Source organism: Streptomyces sp. NPDC088785 (assembly GCF_044750685.1).
Taxonomy (GTDB): Bacteria; Actinomycetota; Actinomycetes; order Streptomycetales; family Streptomycetaceae; genus Streptomyces.
Window position 1 is genome coordinate 44,525 of record NZ_JBIVKH010000002.1, and the last position, 17,399, is coordinate 61,923.

Consider the following 17,399-nt stretch of genomic DNA (forward strand, 5'->3'; position numbering starts at 1 on the left):
CGATTGGGGGAACGCAACCCTCCGTCGGCACGTCTCCATTAGCGGGGCGGGGATTCATCTGCTGACAATTGGCGAAGACCCTCGCGCCGTGATCGTGCAGGCGAGACTACGATGGAGCCTCCACGCCACACCGCGTCCACCTCTCGCCTACCTGACAAGCAATCAAACGCTCCACTTGGGAAGGCCAGACGAATCCTGATGGGGAACTCAATGTCGTTCATCGGCCGTGACATGGCTGTCGACCTCGGGACCGCCAACACGCTGGTGTACGTCAGGGGTCGCGGGATCGTGCTCAACGAACCTTCCGTGGTCGCGATCAACACCAACACCGGTGGCATCCTCGCGGTCGGCGCCGAAGCCAAGAAGATGATCGGGCGCACCCCTGGCAACATCGTCGCCGTGCGCCCGCTGAAGGACGGCGTGATCGCCGACTTCGAGATCACCGAGCGCATGCTCCGCTACTTCATCCTGAAGATCCACAAGCGTCGCTACCTCGCCCGCCCCCGCGTCGTCGTCTGCGTGCCGTCCGGCATCACCGGCGTCGAGCGCCGCGCGGTCATCGAGGCCTCCTCGCAGGCCGGTGCCCGCCAGGTGCACATCATCGAGGAGCCCATGGCGGCGGCCATCGGCTCCGGCCTCCCGGTCCACGAGGCCACGGGGAACATGGTGGTGGACATCGGCGGCGGCACCACCGAGGTCGCGGTCATCTCGCTCGGCGGAATCGTCACGGCACAGTCGATCCGCGTCGCGGGCGACGAGCTGGACAACGCGATCATCCAGCACATCAAGAAGGAGTACTCGCTGCTCCTCGGTGAGCGGACCGCCGAACAGATCAAGATCACGATCGGCTCCGCGTACGACCTGGACTCCGACGAGCACACCGAGATCCGCGGCCGCGACCTGGTGTCCGGCCTGCCCAAGACCGTCGTCATCTCGGCGGCGGAGGTCCGTAAGGCCATCGAGGAGCCGGTCAACGCGATCGTCGACGCGGTCAAGACCACCCTCGACAAGTGCCCGCCCGAGCTGTCGGGTGACGTCATGGACCGCGGCATCGTTCTCACCGGGGGCGGCGCCCTGCTGCGCGGCCTCGACGAGCGGCTGCGCCGCGAGACGGGCATGCCCATCCACATCGCCGAGGACCCGCTGGACAGCGTGGCGCTCGGCTCCGGAAAGTGCGTCGAGGAGTTCGAGGCGCTCCAGCAGGTGCTCGACGCCTCCCCGCGCAGATGAGCGGATGCTGACACCTGAAAGGGTGGGTCCGCCGTACGAGTGCCTGCCACTTCGTACGGCGGATCGTTGATATAGAGACAAGGCGCACGAATTCCCGGACATCGGTTACATCCGTCCGGCTTCCCCCCATCCATCCGACAAACCCATATCCCCGGACATCGTGACACCGCCCCACCCGATTTCTGATTGAGGAAGGCACGGCCGCCGTACGTGAGGGACACACGAGAGAGCCGGCTGCTCCTGGTACTGCTGATCGCCGTCGCGTTCGCACTGATCACGGTGGACATCCGCGGCGGAGAGGACTCGCCGGTCGACGGCGCCCGGCAGGGGGCCGCCAAGGTCTTCGGGCCCGTGGAGAGCGGTGTCGCCGGCGCGGTCGATCCGATCGGCAACGCCATAAGCGCGGTCCGCGACTCCGACCGACGGCACGACCGGATCAGCCGACTGGAGCGCGAGAACGCGGCGCTGAAGTCGAAGCTCGGCAGCGACGACCGCAACCGCAGCAAGATCCGCCAGCTCGACACCATGCTAAAGACGGCCGGCGCGGGCCAGTACGGCATCAAGGGCGCCCAGATCATCGCCATAGGGTCCGCGCAGGGCTTCTCCTGGACGGTGACCATCGACGCCGGCGCCCAGGACGGCATCAAGCGCGACATGACCGTGCTGAACGGCGACGGACTCGTCGGCCGCGTCACCACCGTCGGACCCGGCACCTCCACGATCCTGCTGGCCAACGACCCGGACTTCACCGTCGGCACCCGCATGGAGAAGACCGACGAGCTCGGCTTCGCCACCGGCCAGGGCGACCGGCCGCTGCGCGTCCAGCTCCTCAACGGCAAGGCCAAGGTGAAGAAGGGCGACCGGCTCGTCACCTTCGGCTCGGAGGCCGACAAGCCGTTCGTGCCCGGCGTGCCCGTCGGCAGGGTCGTCCGCGTCGACCCGTCCGGCGGCGACCTGACCCGCACCATCTACGTCGAGCCGTACGTCGGCTTCACCAAGCTCGACATCGTGGGCGTCGTCGTCCAGCCGCCGCGCAGCGACCCGCGCGACGAGGTCCTGCCGTCCAAGCCCGCGAAGCCCAGGCCCGCGCCGACCGTGACCGTCACCGTCACACCGTCCGCGCCCGCCGCCGGCGCCCAGCAGTAACAGGAGGAGCTGACCACCATGCGCTTCAACCGGATCCTCCTCTCCACGACCCTCGTCGTCGTCGCCCTCGTCGTCCAGGTCTGCGTCCTGGCCCGGCTCCAGCTCCCGGGCGCCGTGCCCGACCTGCTGCTGCTCACCGTCCTCGGACTCGCGCTGGTCTACGGGCACGTCGGCGGCGCCTTCATCGGCTTCGGCGCCGGCCTGCTCGCCGACCTGGCCCCGCCCGCCGACCACGCCGCCGGGCGCTACGCCCTGGTCCTGTGCGTCATCGGCTACCTCGCGGGCCTCGCCAAGCCGGAGACCGGCCAGCTGCGCTCGGCCTTCGGCCCGATGGTCGTGGTGGTCGGCGGCGCCGTCGGCACCACCCTCCTGTACGCGGGCGTGGGCGCCCTCGTCGGCGACACCGCCGCCCGCCACGTCGGCCTGGGCAGCCTGCTGTTCACCGCCGCGCTCTACGACCTGCTGCTCGCGCCGTTCGTCGTCCCCGGCGTGATGGCGCTCGCCAGACGGTCCGAGCACGATCCGCTGGCCGACAGCGGCGGCGGCTCCGGCAAGGTCTCCGACGTCTCCTCCGGCTGGCTCTCGTCCGGCACCGGCCTGCGCATCGGCAACCAGCGCGGCGGCCTGCGCATGAAGTCCGTGAAGGCGCGCGCCGCCCGCGCCGGCCGCATCAAGGGGGTCAAGCGCCTGTGAGCGCACAGTCGGCCGCGGCGGCCGGCCCGGCCGCGCACAGGTCGGGCGTGTACACGTACTACTCGTACTCGCAGACGTACTAGGGGGAGCACGGCCACCATGACCAACATCCCGGAGACCGGCCGGACCCCGCGCGTCCAGATCCGTCTCGTCGTCCTCCAGATCCTCGTCCTGTCCCTCCTGTTCACGCTCGGCGGCCGGCTCTGGTACCTCCAGGTGCGCAACGGCGACGAGTACGCCAAGGAGGCGTCCGGCAACCACGTCCAGCAGGTCGTCACGCCCGCCGTGCGCGGCTCCATCCTGGACTCGCGGGGCGTGGCCCTCGCCGACAACGAGACCCGCCTCGTCGTCTCCGCCTCCCGCACCGACCTGATGCGGATGAAGGACGACGGCAGATCCGTCCTCGCCAAGCTCGCCGACGTCCTCGGCATGGCGCCCAAGGACGTCGAGGAGAAGGTCCGGCTGTGCGACGCCAAGACGCCCCAGCCCTGCTGGAACGGCTCGCCCTACCAGCCCATCCCGATCACCGACGAGGCCACGCCGAAGCAGGCGCTCCAGATCCGCGAGCGCAGCGAGGACTTCCCCGGCATCACCGCCGAGCCCACCGCCGTGCGCCGCTACGCCGCACCCGGCAAGGCCAACACCGCGCAGGTGCTCGGCTACCTCTCGCCGGTCACCGACGCCGAGATCGAGCAGGCGAAGGACAGCGACTCGCCGTACCTCCGCTCCGACCAGGTCGGCCGCTCCGGACTTGAACGCACGTACGACAAGGACCTGCGCGGCAAGGCCGGCGTCACCCGCTACGAGGTCGACAACCTCGGCCGCGTCATCGGCCGCGCCGACAGCGACAAGGCCGAGCCCGGGGCGAACGTCGTCACCTCGATAGACGCCCGGGTCCAGCGCGTCGCCGAGTACGAGTTGAACGAGGCCATGAAGGCCGCCCGCAAGGAGTTCGACAAGAACACCGGCACCAACTACAAGGCCGACTCCGGCGCCGTCGTCGTGATGGAGGCCAAGACCGGCCGCGTCGTCGCCATGGCGTCCAACCCGAGCTACGACCCGAACGCCTGGGTCGGCGGCATCTCCGGCAAGGACTACGCCCACCTCACCGGCAAGACCTCCAACTACCCGCTGCTGAACCGGGCCATCCAGGGCCAGGCGGCCCCCGGCTCCATCTTCAAGGTCATCTCGACCACGGCGGCGGTCAACGCGGGCTACCCGTTCAACGGGCACTACCCGTGCACCAGCTCGTACTCGATCGGCAACCAGGTCTTCAAGAACTTCGAGTCGGAGAACTACGGGCCCATCTCCCTGGGCCGCGCCCTGGAGGTCTCCTGCGACACCGTCTTCTACGGCATCGCCCACAACGAGTGGAAGAAGGACGGCGGCCTCAAGGGCGACAAGGACACCCAGGACTGGTTCTACAAGACCGCCCACCAGTTCGGCCTCGGCAAGGAGACCGGCATCGACCTGCCCAACGAGGTCACCGGCCGGGTCCCCGACCGCCAGTGGAAGCAGCGGTTCTGGAAGGCCAACAAGGACTCCTGGTGCAAGTCCGGCAAGAAGAGCGGCGACTACGTCCAGCGCCTCAACTACGAGAACTGCCTCGAAGGCAACCTCATGCGCGCCGGTGACTCCGTCAACTACTCCATCGGCCAGGGCGACACCCTCGTCACCCCGATCCAGATGGCGTCGATCTACGCCGCGATCTCCAACGGCGGCACCCTGCACGAGCCCGAGGTCGGCAAGGCCATCGTCAGCGCCGACGGCAAGCAGGTCCACGCGATCCAGCCCAAGGTCAACGCCAAACTGCCGTTCAAGGGCAGGACCCGCGACGAGATAGACGAAGCACTGGCGGGAGTGGCGACCCGCGGCACGGCGGCCTGGCGCTTCGGCGGCTGGCCCCAGAACAAGATCCCGATGCACGCCAAGACCGGCACGGCCGAGGTCTACGGCAAGCAGACGACGTCCTGGTTCGCGTCCTACACCAAGGACTACTCGATCGTGATGACGATCTCCCAGGGCGGTACGGGCTCGGGCGCCTCGGGCCCGGCCGTACGCAAGATCTACGACGCGATGTACGGCCTCGACGACAAGGGTCAGCAGAACCTGAAGAAGGCCCTGCTGCCCGCGCCGGAGAAGGCCCTGCCGAAGATCCAGAAGGACGGCTCGATCGACGCCCCGACGATCGACACGTACGACCCGGGCAAGCAGCAGGCACCGGCGCAGCAGGAGCTGGCGGCCGGACTGCCCGCCCCGACGTACAGCAGGAGGGACTGACCGACCATGGCAGGTCACACCAACGGTTTCTCCGTCTCCGGGTACGGCCCGCAGCAGCGCTCCACCCTGTCCCGGCTCATGGCCCGCGACTCGGTGGTGCGGCGGCTCGACTGGCCGATACTGCTGTCCGCGATCACGCTCTCGCTGATCGGCTCCGCGCTCGTCTACTCGGCGACCCGCAACAGGACCGAGCTGAACCAGGGCGACCCGTACTACTTCCTCTTCCGCCACCTGCTCAACATGGGCATCGGCATCGGGCTGATGATCGGCACGATCTGGCTCGGCCACCGCACGCTGCGCACCGCCGTGCCGATCCTCTACGGCATCTCGGTCTTCCTGGTGCTGCTCGTCCTCACCCCGCTCGGCGCGACCGTCAACGGCGCGCACGCGTGGATCATCGTCGGCGGCGGCTTCTCCCTCCAGCCCTCGGAGTTCGTGAAGATCACGATCATCCTGGGGATGGCGATGCTGCTCGCCGCGCGGGTGGACGCGGGCGACCGCGAGCACCCGGACCACCGCACGGTGCTCCAGGCCCTCGGCCTCGCCGCCGTCCCGATGATGGTCGTCATGCTGATGCCGGACCTCGGGTCCGTCATGGTCATGGTGATGATCGTGCTCGGTGTGCTGCTGTCCTCCGGCGCCTCCAACCGCTGGGTGCTCGGCCTGATCGGCGTCGGCGCGGCGGGCGCCGTCGCCGTGTGGCAGCTCGGGGTCCTCGACGACTACCAGATCGCCCGCTTCGCCGCCTTCGCCAACCCGGCGCTCGACCCGGCCGGCGTCGGCTACAACACCAACCAGGCGCGCATCGCGATCGGCTCGGGCGGGCTGACCGGCTCCGGGCTCTTCCACGGCTCCCAGACCACCGGGCAGTTCGTCCCCGAGCAGCAGACCGACTTCGTGTTCACGGTGGCGGGGGAGGAGCTGGGCTTCGTCGGGGCCGGGCTGATCCTGCTGCTCCTCGGCGTGGTGCTGTGGCGGGCCTGCCGCATCGCCCGGGAGACGACCGAGCTGTACGGGACGGTCGTCGCCGCCGGGATCATCGCCTGGTTCGCCTTCCAGGCGTTCGAGAACATCGGCATGACGCTCGGCATCATGCCGGTGGCCGGCCTGCCGCTGCCGTTCGTGTCGTACGGGGGATCCTCGATGTTCGCGGTGTGGGTGGCGATCGGGCTGTTGCAGTCGATCAGGGTGCAGCGCCCGATGTCGGCCTAGGGCCTGTCCGGCGGATCTTCGGCGGGCCGGGCTCTTTCGGGGGGTCTGCGGGGCGTCTAGATTCGGGGGATGGCGGAGACGAAGCGTGAGATCGAGCGGAAGTACGACGCCCCCGGCCCCGAGTTCCGGCTGCCCGACCTGCGGAAGGTGCCCGGCGTCGCGGACACCGACGCCCGGGGCGTCGTGGAACTCGACGCCCTGTACTACGACACCCCCGATCAACGCCTCGCCGCACACGGCATCACCTTGCGCCGCAGGACCGGCGGCGCCGACGCCGGCTGGCACCTCAAACTGCCCGTGGCGAAGACGGACGGCGCCCGCGACGAGATCCGCGCTCCCCTCCAGGACACCGTCCCGCCCGAACTCACCCGCCTCGTCCGCGCCCACCTGCGCGACACCGCCCTCGTCCCCGTCGTCCGCCTGCGCTCCGCCCGCGACGTCACCCTCCTGGCCGCCCCGGACGGAACCACCCTCGCCGAGGTGAGCGTCGACGCCGTCCGCGCCGAACGGGCCGACGGCGCCGCCGCCACCGCCTGGACCGAGATCGAGGTCGAACTGGCCGACGACGCCGACCCCGCCGTCCTGGACCGGGTCGAGAAGCGGCTGCGCAAGGCCGGCGTCGACCGCTCCGCCGCCTCCTCGAAGCTGGCCCGCGCCCTGGCGGAGACCGGCGCCGGCGGCCCGGCCACCGCCCCCGCGGCCGGCCCGGTCACCGCGGGCGACCACGTCCTGGCCCGGCTGCGCGCCCAGCGCGACGCCCTCCTCGCCCACGACCCCGCCGTCCGCCGCGACCTGCCGGACGCCGTGCACCAGATGCGGGTCGCCGCCCGCCGGACGCGCAGCGCCTTCAAGACGTACAAGAAGGTCCTCGACCCCGCCGTGACCGCCCCGGTCGCCGAGGAGCTGAAGTGGCTCGGCGCAGAGCTGGGCACCGACCGCGACCACGAGGTGCTGACCGGGCGGATCACCGGCCGCGTCGACGCCGTCCCCGCCACCCTGCTGCTCGGCCCGGTCCGCGCCCGCACGAAGATCTGGGCGCTGCACGGCGTCCGGGACTCGCGCGAGCGCACCCTCGGCGTCCTCGACAGCGCCCGGTACCTGGCCCTGCTCGACGCCCTGGACGCCCTGCTCGCCGACCCGCCGCTGCTGCCCCGTGCCTCCCGCGCCGCCCCCGACGTCCTCGCCCGGGCCGCGCTGAAGGACCGCGACCGCCTGGGCGCCCGCATCGCGCACGCCCTGTCCCTGGAGCCGGGCACCGAGCGCGACCTGGCCCTGCACGACGCCCGCAAGGCCGCCAAGCGCGCCCGCTACGCCGGTGAGACCGCCCGCCCCGCGCTCGGCAAGAAGGCCGGCAGGTTCGCCAAGAGGATGAAGGCGGTGCAGTCGCTGCTCGGCGACCACCAGGATTCCGTCGTCGCCCGGGACACCCTCCGGCAGCTCGCGGTGCAGGCTCACGCGGCCGGCGAGTCCGCCTTCACCTGGGGACTCCTGTACGGCGAGGAGCACGCGGCGGCCACCGCGGGAGAGCGCGCGCTGCCCGGGGTGTGGGGGCGGGCGGCGGGAGCGGACCTCCCGGCGGGTTAGCCTTGAGGGTCACCCCTGCCAGCTCACAAAGGTCCACGGTTATGTCTGCCGATGCCGTCGCCGCGGCGCCCCAAGCGGTCGAGTCTGTGTTTCCGCAGCTCGAAGCGCTGCTCCCGCATGTGCAGAAGCCGATCCAGTATGTCGGCGGAGAGCTCAACTCCACGGTCAAGCCGTGGGAGTCCTGCGATGTCCGCTGGGCACTGATGTACCCGGACGCGTACGAGGTCGGACTGCCCAACCAGGGCGTCATGATCCTTTACGAGGTGCTGAACGAGCGCGAGGGCGTCCTCGCCGAGCGCACCTACAGCGTCTGGCCCGACCTGGAGGCCCTGATGCGCGAGCACCGGGTGCCCCAGTTCACGGTCGACTCGCACCGCCCGGTGAAGGCCTTCGACGTCTTCGGACTGTCGTTCTCCACCGAGCTGGGCTACACCAACATGCTCGCCGCGCTCGACCTGGCGGGCATCCCGCTGGAGTCGGCGGACCGCACCCTGGACGACCCGATCGTCCTCGCGGGCGGCCACGCGGCCTTCAACCCCGAGCCGATCGCGGCCTTCATCGACGCCGTCGTCATCGGCGACGGCGAGCAGGCCGTGCTCGACATGACCGAGATCATCCGCGCCTGGAAGGCCGAGGGCCGCCCGGGCGGGCGCGAGGAGGTCCTGCTCCGCCTCGCCAAGACCGGGAACATCTACATCCCGGCCTTCTACGACGTCGAGTACCTCCCCGACGGCCGCATCGGCCGCGTCGTGCCGAACCGCTCGGGCGTGCCGTGGCGCGTCTCCAAGCACACCGTCATGGACCTCGACGAGTGGCCGTACCCGAAGCAGCCCCTCGTGCCGCTCGCGGAGACCGTCCACGAGCGGATGTCCGTCGAGATCTTCCGCGGCTGCACCCGCGGCTGCCGCTTCTGCCAGGCCGGCATGATCACGCGCCCCGTGCGGGAGCGAAGCATCACCGGCATCGGCGACATGGTGGAGAAGGGCCTGAAGGCGACCGGCTTCGAGGAGGTCGGCCTGCTCTCGCTGTCCTCCGCGGACCACTCCGAGATCGGCGACATCGCCAAGGGCCTCGCGGACCGCTACGAGGAGGACAAGATCGGCCTCTCGCTGCCCTCGACCCGCGTCGACGCGTTCAACGTGGACCTGGCCAACGAGCTGACCCGCAACGGCCGCCGCTCCGGTCTCACCTTCGCCCCCGAGGGCGGCAGCGAGCGCATGCGCAAGGTCATCAACAAGATGGTCTCGGAGGAGGACCTGATCCGCACGGTCGCCACCGCCTACGGCAACGGCTGGCGCCAGGTCAAGCTGTACTTCATGTGCGGCCTGCCGACGGAGACCGATGACGACGTCCTCCAGATCGCCGACATGGCGATGAACGTGATCCAGAAGGGCCGCGAGGTCTCCGGCTCGAACGACATCCGCTGCACGGTCTCCATCGGCGGTTTCGTGCCCAAGCCGCACACCCCGTTCCAGTGGGCGCCGCAGCTCAGCGCCGAGGACACCGACGCGCGGCTGACCAAGCTGCGCGACAAGATCCGCGGCGACAAGAAGTACGGCCGCTCCATCGGCTTCCGCTACCACGACGGCAAGCCCGGCATCGTCGAGGGCCTGCTCTCCCGCGGCGACCGCCGCATCGGCGACGTCATCCGCGCGGTCTACGAGGACGGCGGCCGCTTCGACGGCTGGCGCGAGCACTTCAGCTACGACCGCTGGATGGAGTGCGCCGCCCGGACGCTGCCCGCCCACGGCGTCGACGTCGACTGGTACACGACCCGCGAGCGCACGTACGAGGAGGTCCTGCCCTGGGACCACCTGGACTCCGGTCTCGACAAGGACTGGCTCTGGGAGGACTGGCAGGACTCGCTCGACGAGACCGAGGTCGAGGACTGCCGCTGGACGCCCTGCTTCGACTGCGGCGTCTGCCCCGCGATGGACACCAGCATCCAGATCGGCCCGACCGGCAAGAAGCTGCTGCCGCTGACGGTCGTCAAGTAGCGACCCCGGTGACATGACACGGCGGGGGGCGGGGCCGGTGCCCCGCCCCCCGCCGCCGTCTCCTACTGGCTGACGGCGAAGCGCATCAGGGCGCGCTCGTCACCCTGCTTGATCTTCCCGGTCTCATTGATGACCTGGAGCTTCCAGACGTCGCCCGTGCTGCGGATGGCCTTCGCCACCAGGCAGCCGTTGTCGGCGCTGAGCAGGCTCGGCCAGATGTCCGCCACCTGCTGGCTGCTGCCGCCCGTCGCGTCGTACACCTTGAAACTGATGTTGCGGGCCTTCTGGAACGAGCTGCCCTTCTTGTAGGCCGCCGCGATGAACACGATCGACGTGATGACCGGCGGCACCTTCGCGAACTCGACGGTGACCGTCTCGTCGTCGCCGTCGCCCTTGCCGGTCTGGTTGTCACCGCTGTGCCGCAGCGCGCCGTTGCCCAGCGGGTCCAGCGAGTCCAGGCCCGCGAGCCGGACCGGGTCACCGCCCTGCATCGCGACCGCTATCAGATCCAGGTCCGTGCCCTGCTTGCGGCGCAGCGCGCCGAGCACGCCCCCACTGCTGCCGGCGGTCGGGTCCCAGGAGACCCCGATGGAGAGATGGGTGACACCGTCGAGATCCGCGGGGCCGTCTTCCTTCGTAAGCGTAATCATGCGCAGATTGTGCCTGGCACAGCCGCTATGTGAAGCACCGGCGCCCGATTCGGCGCCCGAGGAGGGCCGCCCGCGCATCCGGGGAGCCCGCTGCGGCGTCTGACACGGCATGGACACGGAGAAGCGCCCCGACCCCGCGGAAGGCTGCCTGGTGGCGGCGGTCCGCATGCCCGTACGGATCGTGGCCCTCGTCGTCGTGGTGCCGGTCCGGCTCGTGTGGGACGCGCTCGCCGCCGCCGGCCGCCTCCTGCACGCGAAGGCGCTGGCGCCGCTCGGCCGCGGGCTCGCACGGCTGTGGGGCGTGCTCGTGGTCCTGCCGCTGACCCGGCTCGGCCGCGGACTCGCCTTCCTGGGGCGGGTGGCGGTGGCCGTCCCGGCCGTCTGGCTCTGCGCGCGCGTGCTCGCCCCGGCCGGACGGGCGGCCGCCGTGGTGCTCGGCTGGACCGGCCGGGCGCTGTTCGTGTGGCCGTGGGCCGCCCTGTGGCGGTACGTCCTCGTCCCGGTGGGGCACGGCATCGGCCTGCTGGCACAGGTCCTCCTGGTCGTCCCCGCCGGGTGGCTGTACGCGCGCGTGCTGACCCCGCTGGGACACGCGGCCGTCCTGCTCGGCACCTGGACCGGACACGGCCTGGCCCGGCTCGCCGCGGGGCTGTACCGGTACCTCCTCACCCCGCTCGGCCGCGCCGCCCGGGCCCTCGTCCGGTGGACGCTCGTGCTGCCCGCGCTCGCCCTGTGGCGCTGGGTGCTGGTGCCCGTCGGCCGCGCCCTCGGCGTGCTGCTGCGGGAGACCGGCGCGGCGCTCGCGGTCGCCTGGCGCGTCGCCGGGTACGTGTCGCTCGCCGTCGGCCGGTTCCTCGCCGGCCTGCTGCGCCTGGTCCTCGTGGAACCCGCGCGCCGGGCGTACCGCCACGTGCTCACCCCGCTCGGCCACGCCCTGCGCGACCGGCTGTGGCGGCCCGCCGCCCGGGTGGCCCGCCGGACCCTCGGCGCCGTCCGCGCCACGGCCCGGCAGGCGCGGGCCGACGTGCGGCGCGCCCTGTTCGGCCCGGGCCGCCCGCCCGAGCCGCCGGCCGCGGAGGTGCGGGAACCACGGGACGCGCAGGGACGTACTCTTGAGAGGAGTACGACCCCTCTCACGAAGACCGCGTTCATTAAGGATTAGGACACTGGGCAAGCGACAGCCCGAAGGCCCGCCGCCCGCACCCGCGGTGCAGCGCATCCGACTGCGCTACACCAAGCGCGGCCGCCTCCGGTTCACCAGCCACCGAGACTTCCAGCGCGCCTTCGAGCGTGCGCTGCGCCGCGCCGAGGTACCCATGGCGTACTCGGCGGGATTCACGCCGCACCCGAAGGTGTCCTACGCCAATGCCGCACCCACCGGCACGGGCAGTGAGGCCGAATACCTGGAGATCGCGCTCACCGCGCCCCGCGACCCCGCCACCCTGCGGACGCTGCTCGACGAGTCGATGCCCCAAGGCCTCGACATCGTCGACGCCGTCGAGGCCCGCACCTCCGGCCTCGCCGACCGGCTCGCCGCCTCCGTGTGGGAGCTGCGGCTCGACGGGGTCACGGCCGCGGAGGCCGCCCGCGCCGCGGACGTCTTCCGCGCCGCCGAGACGGTCGAGGTGCAGCGCCGCACCAAGAACGGCGTGCGGACGTTCGACGCCCGCGGCGCCGTCGTCTCACTGGAGGCGCACGAGGCGGCACGGACCCCGGATGTCCCGGCTGATAGGCCGGGCGACACGGCCTGTGCGATACTGCGCCTGGTTGTTCGGCACGTGACGCCTGCCGTTCGACCCGACGACGTCCTGTCCGGTCTCCGCGCCGTGGCCGACCTGGCGCCGCCGGTCCCCGCAGCGGTGACCAGGCTGGCGCAGGGGCCTTTCGATGCAGAGTCCGGCACGGTGACCGACCCGCTCGCGCCCGACCGCGAGGCAGCCCCGGCCGCCCCCCCAGTGGAGGCCGCAGGAACTGCCACCGCGACGGTGCCCGCCGTGGAAGGTTCCGCGTAAGGACGGTCGCCGTCGCGCCGCCCTCGTACTCGGGAGCCACCTGGGTCGGGCAGCGCACCCACCCAAGGACTTTCGCCAGGCCGTACGTACAAGGCGTACCGGAACCGGCGAGAACAGACAGAAGAGCCCCCGTGCGGCGCCCGCGCCCCGGACCGGCGGCCCTCGCGCCCGACAACGGCACGAGCGAGCCGCGGACGTCACCGGTCATGGATCAGGCGCGGCGCCCGGGGGCCCGACGGGAGATCCACCCGCATGCCCGAGCCGACCGAACCCACCACCTCCGAGCTGGACAGCCCCAGCGACACCCTGCCCCCGCGCCGCCGGCGCCGGGCCGCGTCGCGCCCCGCGGGCCCGCCCGTGAGCCCCACCGCCGAGGCCGCCGCGCCGGCCATACCGGCCGCTGCCGCGGACGCCGAGGACGAGCAGGCGCCCGCCACCGAAACCCCCGCCCCGGCGCAGGAGACGCAGGACGGCGCACCCGCCGCCCGCCCGCGCCGCCGTGCCACGCGCCGCGCCTCCGCGCCCACCGGTGCGCCCGCCCAGGCCGAGACGGTCGAGCCCGTCGCCGAAGCGGCCCCCGAGCCGCCCGCCGCGCCCGCCGCCGACGAGGCCCCGGCCGAGGCCGCCCCGCGCCGCCGTCGCCGCGCCACCCGCACCACGGCCGCCCCCGCTGCCGACGCCCCTGAAAGCGCCGACAGCGCCGACAGCGCCGAGGCGCCCGCCGCCGGGCCGAAGGCCGTCGCAGAGGAGGCCCCGGCCGCCGAGGAGGCGCCCGCCGAGGCCGCCGCCCCGCGCCGTCGCCGCCGCGCGACCCGGACCGTCGCCACGCCGACCGTCGAGGAGACCCCGGCCGTCGAGGAGGCCCCGGCCGAGGAGCCGCAGGCCGCCGCGCCCGCCGCCGAGCCGGTTGCCGAGACCCCGGCGGAGGACGCCGCCCCGCGCCGCGCCCGTCGCCGCGCCACCCGCGCCGTGTCCGCCCCCGAGGCGCCGCAGGCCGCCGCGCCGGCCGCCGAACCGGCGGTCCAAGAGCAGGCCGCGCAGGCCGCGCAGGCCGCGCAGGCCGCGCAGGCCGCGCAGACCGTTCAGGCCGCGCAGGCCGCGCCCGCCGGGACGCCCGCGTCCGCCGAGGGCGACTCGGCCGAGGAGGGCGGCGCGCGCCGCCCCCGTCGCCGCGCCACCCGCAAGGCCGCCGGTGGCTTCTCCGAGCCCAAGCAGGCCAGGGGCCGGGCGGCCAGGCAGCAGAGCGACGCCGCCGAGACCGAGGGCGGGGGCCGTCCGAAGCGGCCGTCCGTCGCCGTCTTCCAGGCTCCGGTCTTCACCGAGCCGATGTTCCAGACGCCCGAGCGCGCCGCTGCCGCCGCCGCGGCCGAGGCCGCCGGTGAGCAGGTCGCCGAGCCCGAACCCGAGAGCGGGACCGAGCCCGAGGCGCAGCCCCGGCCGGCCGCGGTCGTCGAGGAGGACCAGACGCCGCGCAGGCGTCGCCGTCGCCGCGCGACCGACGAGCGCCCGGCCGCCGAGCCCGAGCCCGAGGCGGCGACCGCCGCGCCGGAGCCCGTCGCCGCGCCGGAGCCCGACGACCGGGCCGCCGATGTCGACGCCGACGCCGCCGACGAGCAGGCCGCCGACGAGCAGGCCGCCGACGACCAGGCCGCCGATGACCACGACGACCACGACGAGCAGGGCGACCGCCCGGCCCGTCGCCGCCGTCGCGGTGGCCGTCGCCGCCGTCGCGGGGACGCCTCCGACACGGACGCCGACGCCGACGCCGATGGCGGTTCCGACGAGGACGCCGACGCCGAGGCCGAGGCCGACGACGATCCGGCCGACGACCACGACCACGACGACGAGCAGGACGCGCACGGCTCCGCCGGCGGGTCGAGCAGCAGCCGTCGCCGTCGCCGCCGCCGCCGTCGCGCGGGGGACGGGTCCACCGAGGCCGAGCAGTCCTCGGACGACCCGGAGCGCACCGTCGTCAAGGTCCGCGAGCCGCGCAAGAAGGACGAGCGGCCCGAGCGCTCGACGTCCTCGGACGAAGTGCAGTCCATCAAGGGCTCCACGCGTCTCGAGGCCAAGAAGCAGCGCCGCCGCGAGGGTCGCGAGCAGGGCCGCCGCCGCGTGCCGATCATCACCGAGGCCGAGTTCCTGGCCCGCCGCGAGGCCGTCGAGCGCGTGATGGTCGTCCGGCAGAACGGCGACCGCACCCAGATCGGTGTGCTCGAGGACGACATCCTCGTCGAGCACTACGTCAACAAGGAGCAGTCGACCTCGTACGTCGGCAACGTGTACCTGGGCAAGGTGCAGAACGTGCTGCCGTCGATGGAGGCCGCCTTCATCGACATCGGCAAGGGCCGCAACGCGGTGCTGTACGCCGGTGAGGTCAACTTCGAGGCGCTCGGCATGGCCAACGGGCCGCGCCGCATCGAGACCGCCCTCAAGTCCGGCCAGTCCGTGCTCGTGCAGGTCACCAAGGACCCCATCGGCCACAAGGGCGCCCGCCTGACCAGCCAGGTCTCGCTGCCCGGCCGCTACCTGGTCTACGTGCCCGAGGGCTCGATGACCGGCATCAGCCGCAAGCTGCCCGACACCGAGCGGGCGCGCCTGAAGACCATCCTCAAGAAGGTCGTCCCCGAGGACGCGGGCGTCATCGTGCGCACCGCCGCCGAGGGCGCCAGCGAGGACGAGCTGCGCCGCGACGTCGAGCGTCTCCAGGCCCAGTGGGAGGACATCCAGAAGAAGTCCAAGCAGATCTCGACGTCGTCGCCGAGCCTGCTGTACGGCGAGCCGGACATGACCGTCCGCGTCGTGCGCGACATCTTCAACGAGGACTTCTCCAAGGTCATCGTCAGCGGTGACGAGGCGTGGGACACCATCCACGGCTACGTCAACCACGTCGCCCCCGACCTGTCCGACCGGCTGTCGCGGTGGACGTCCGAGGTCGACGTCTTCGCGACGTACCGGATCGACGAGCAGCTCGCCAAGGCGCTCGACCGCAAGGTGTGGCTGCCGTCCGGCGGCTCCCTGGTGATCGACAAGACCGAGGCGATGATCGTCGTCGACGTCAACACCGGGAAGTTCACCGGCCAGGGCGGCAACCTCGAAGAGACCGTGACGAGGAACAACCTCGAAGCGGCCGAGGAGATCGTCCGCCAGCTGCGGCTGCGCGACCTCGGCGGCATCGTCGTCATCGACTTCATCGACATGGTCCTGGAGTCCAACCGGGACCTGGTCCTGCGCCGCCTCCTGGAGTGCCTGGGCCGCGACCGGACCAAGCACCAGGTCGCCGAGGTCACCTCGCTCGGCCTGGTCCAGATGACCCGCAAGCGCGTCGGCCAGGGCCTCCTGGAGTCCTTCTCCGAGACCTGCGTGCACTGCAACGGCCGCGGCGTCATCGTCCACATGGAGCAGGCGTCCTCCGCCGGCAGCGGCAGCGGCGGTGGTGGCGGCAAGCGCAAGAAGCGCGGTCGCGGCGGCAACGGCGCGGACCACCAGCACGAGACCCACGAGCACGACACGCACGAGACCCACGAGCACGACACGCACGAGCACGAGTCGGCGTCGGCGCAGGAGCCGGTCGAGACCGAGGCCGAGGTCGCCGCCGAGGCGGCCGCCCCGGTGGCGCTGCCCGCGCCGGAGTACACGGTCGACGAGGAGCTGTACTCCAGCGCCGCCGAGGCGGAGGCCGCGGCGGGCCGTGGTCGCTCGCGCCGCCGTGCCACGCGCCGCGCGTCGGCCCCGGCCGGTGCCCCGAAGGGCGAGCAGACCGACAAGCGGTCCGCGCGTGCCGACCGGGCGCGCCGGGCGGAGCAGGCCGAGGAGCAGCGTGAGGCCGCCCCGGTGGCCGAGGCCGAGCCGGTCGTCGAGGCGCCCGCGCCGCAGGCGGCGCCCGAGCCCGTGGTGGAGCAGCCGGCCGCCGAGGCTCCGGCCCCGCGCACGCGCCGTCGTGCCACCCGCAAGGCCAGCGCCCCCGCGGGTGCCCCGAAGGCGTCGTCCGACGAGGCCGCCGCGGTGACCGTCGTCGAGTCGGAGCCGAAGGCCGCCGAGGCGCCGCGGGCCGAGGAGCCCAGGGCCGCCGAGCCGGCGCCGGAGGCCGAGGCGGCTCCGGCCCGCCCGCGCCGCCGTGCCGTCCGCAAGGCGACCGCGCCGACCGCGACCGAGGAGGCGGCCGTCGTGGTCGTCCCGTCGGCCACGGAGGAGGCCCCCGCGGCTTCCGGGGCCGCCGAGGCCGCCGAGGCCCCTGAGGCCGCTGAGGCGCCCGCCGCCAAGAAGACGGCCCGCAAGACGGCCAAGAAGGCGACGGCGAAGAAGGCGGCCACCGCCACCAAGAAGACCGCGGCCAAGAAGACGGCCGCGAAGAAGACGACGGCCAAGAAGGCGGCGACCAAGACCGCCGCCAAGAAGACGACCGCGAAGAAGACCGCGGCGGCCGAGCAGCAGTCGCTGCCGTCCGTCACGGCCGCGGCCGACGAGGCCTGAGCCACGCACGACGGCGCCCCCGCCCGCAGCTCCGGCTGTGGCGGGGGCGCCGTCGTACGTGGTGCGGGCAAGGCGGAGGGGCGTGCCCCAGATGTACGGACATCACACGTAAATCGCTCTCC

General features: G+C 72.6%; 11 protein-coding genes. 10 read left to right on the top strand and 1 reads right to left on the bottom strand.

The window, feature by feature from the left end:
* The first annotated feature begins 210 nt into the window (after window positions 1-210).
* The 7 genes from ACIP5K_RS05880 (at window position 211) to ACIP5K_RS05910 (ending at window position 10,142) form a co-directional block, all read left to right on the top strand.
* A complete protein-coding gene (locus ACIP5K_RS05880; RefSeq protein ID WP_018531437.1) occupies window positions 211-1,230 on the top strand; it encodes a rod shape-determining protein in 1,020 nt (339 codons plus the stop codon).
* A 210-nt stretch (window positions 1,231-1,440) separates the two neighbouring features.
* Window positions 1,441-2,376: a rod shape-determining protein MreC gene (gene mreC / locus ACIP5K_RS05885; RefSeq protein WP_401405377.1), complete on the top strand. Its 936-nt coding sequence runs from the start codon at window positions 1,441-1,443 to the stop codon at window positions 2,374-2,376.
* 18 nt (window positions 2,377-2,394) lie between these two features.
* Window positions 2,395-3,069: a rod shape-determining protein MreD gene (mreD, locus tag ACIP5K_RS05890; RefSeq protein WP_401405379.1), complete on the top strand. Its 675-nt coding sequence runs from the start codon at window positions 2,395-2,397 to the stop codon at window positions 3,067-3,069.
* A gap of 99 nt (window positions 3,070-3,168) precedes the next feature.
* Window positions 3,169-5,349, top strand: coding sequence for a penicillin-binding protein 2 (gene mrdA / locus ACIP5K_RS05895; protein WP_401405381.1), 2,181 nt, complete (start codon window positions 3,169-3,171; stop codon window positions 5,347-5,349).
* 6 nt (window positions 5,350-5,355) lie between these two features.
* The gene (gene rodA / locus ACIP5K_RS05900) at window positions 5,356-6,561 is read left to right on the top strand and encodes a rod shape-determining protein RodA (RefSeq protein ID WP_401405383.1); all 1,206 of its coding nucleotides are present in this window, start codon (window positions 5,356-5,358) and stop codon (window positions 6,559-6,561) included.
* Window positions 6,562-6,630: 69 nt separating this feature from the next.
* Window positions 6,631-8,145 (top strand): CHAD domain-containing protein, encoded by a 1,515-nt coding sequence (locus ACIP5K_RS05905; RefSeq protein ID WP_401405385.1) that lies wholly within the window; start codon window positions 6,631-6,633, stop codon window positions 8,143-8,145.
* A 41-nt stretch (window positions 8,146-8,186) separates the two neighbouring features.
* Window positions 8,187-10,142: a TIGR03960 family B12-binding radical SAM protein gene (locus ACIP5K_RS05910; protein ID WP_401405387.1), complete on the top strand. Its 1,956-nt coding sequence runs from the start codon at window positions 8,187-8,189 to the stop codon at window positions 10,140-10,142.
* A gap of 62 nt (window positions 10,143-10,204) precedes the next feature.
* On the opposite strand, the gene ACIP5K_RS05915 is transcribed toward ACIP5K_RS05910, so the two are convergent.
* Window positions 10,205-10,792, bottom strand: a complete 588-nt coding sequence (locus ACIP5K_RS05915; protein ID WP_401405389.1) for a TerD family protein — start codon at window positions 10,790-10,792, stop codon at window positions 10,205-10,207.
* A gap of 109 nt (window positions 10,793-10,901) precedes the next feature.
* Between ACIP5K_RS05915 and ACIP5K_RS05920 the strand changes: the two genes are divergently transcribed.
* From ACIP5K_RS05920 to ACIP5K_RS05930, 3 genes are all read left to right on the top strand, one after another.
* Window positions 10,902-11,954, top strand: a complete 1,053-nt coding sequence (locus ACIP5K_RS05920) for a hypothetical protein (protein ID WP_401405391.1) — start codon at window positions 10,902-10,904, stop codon at window positions 11,952-11,954.
* Between the two features lie 46 nt (window positions 11,955-12,000).
* Window positions 12,001-12,804 carry a TIGR03936 family radical SAM-associated protein gene (locus ACIP5K_RS05925; RefSeq protein WP_401405392.1) on the top strand — a complete coding sequence of 268 codons (804 nt, stop codon included), beginning with the start codon at window positions 12,001-12,003 and terminating at the stop codon, window positions 12,802-12,804.
* Window positions 12,805-13,056: 252 nt separating this feature from the next.
* Window positions 13,057-17,277, top strand: a complete 4,221-nt coding sequence (locus tag ACIP5K_RS05930) for a ribonuclease E/G (RefSeq protein ID WP_401405394.1) — start codon at window positions 13,057-13,059, stop codon at window positions 17,275-17,277.
* The last annotated feature ends 122 nt before the right edge of the window (window positions 17,278-17,399 follow it).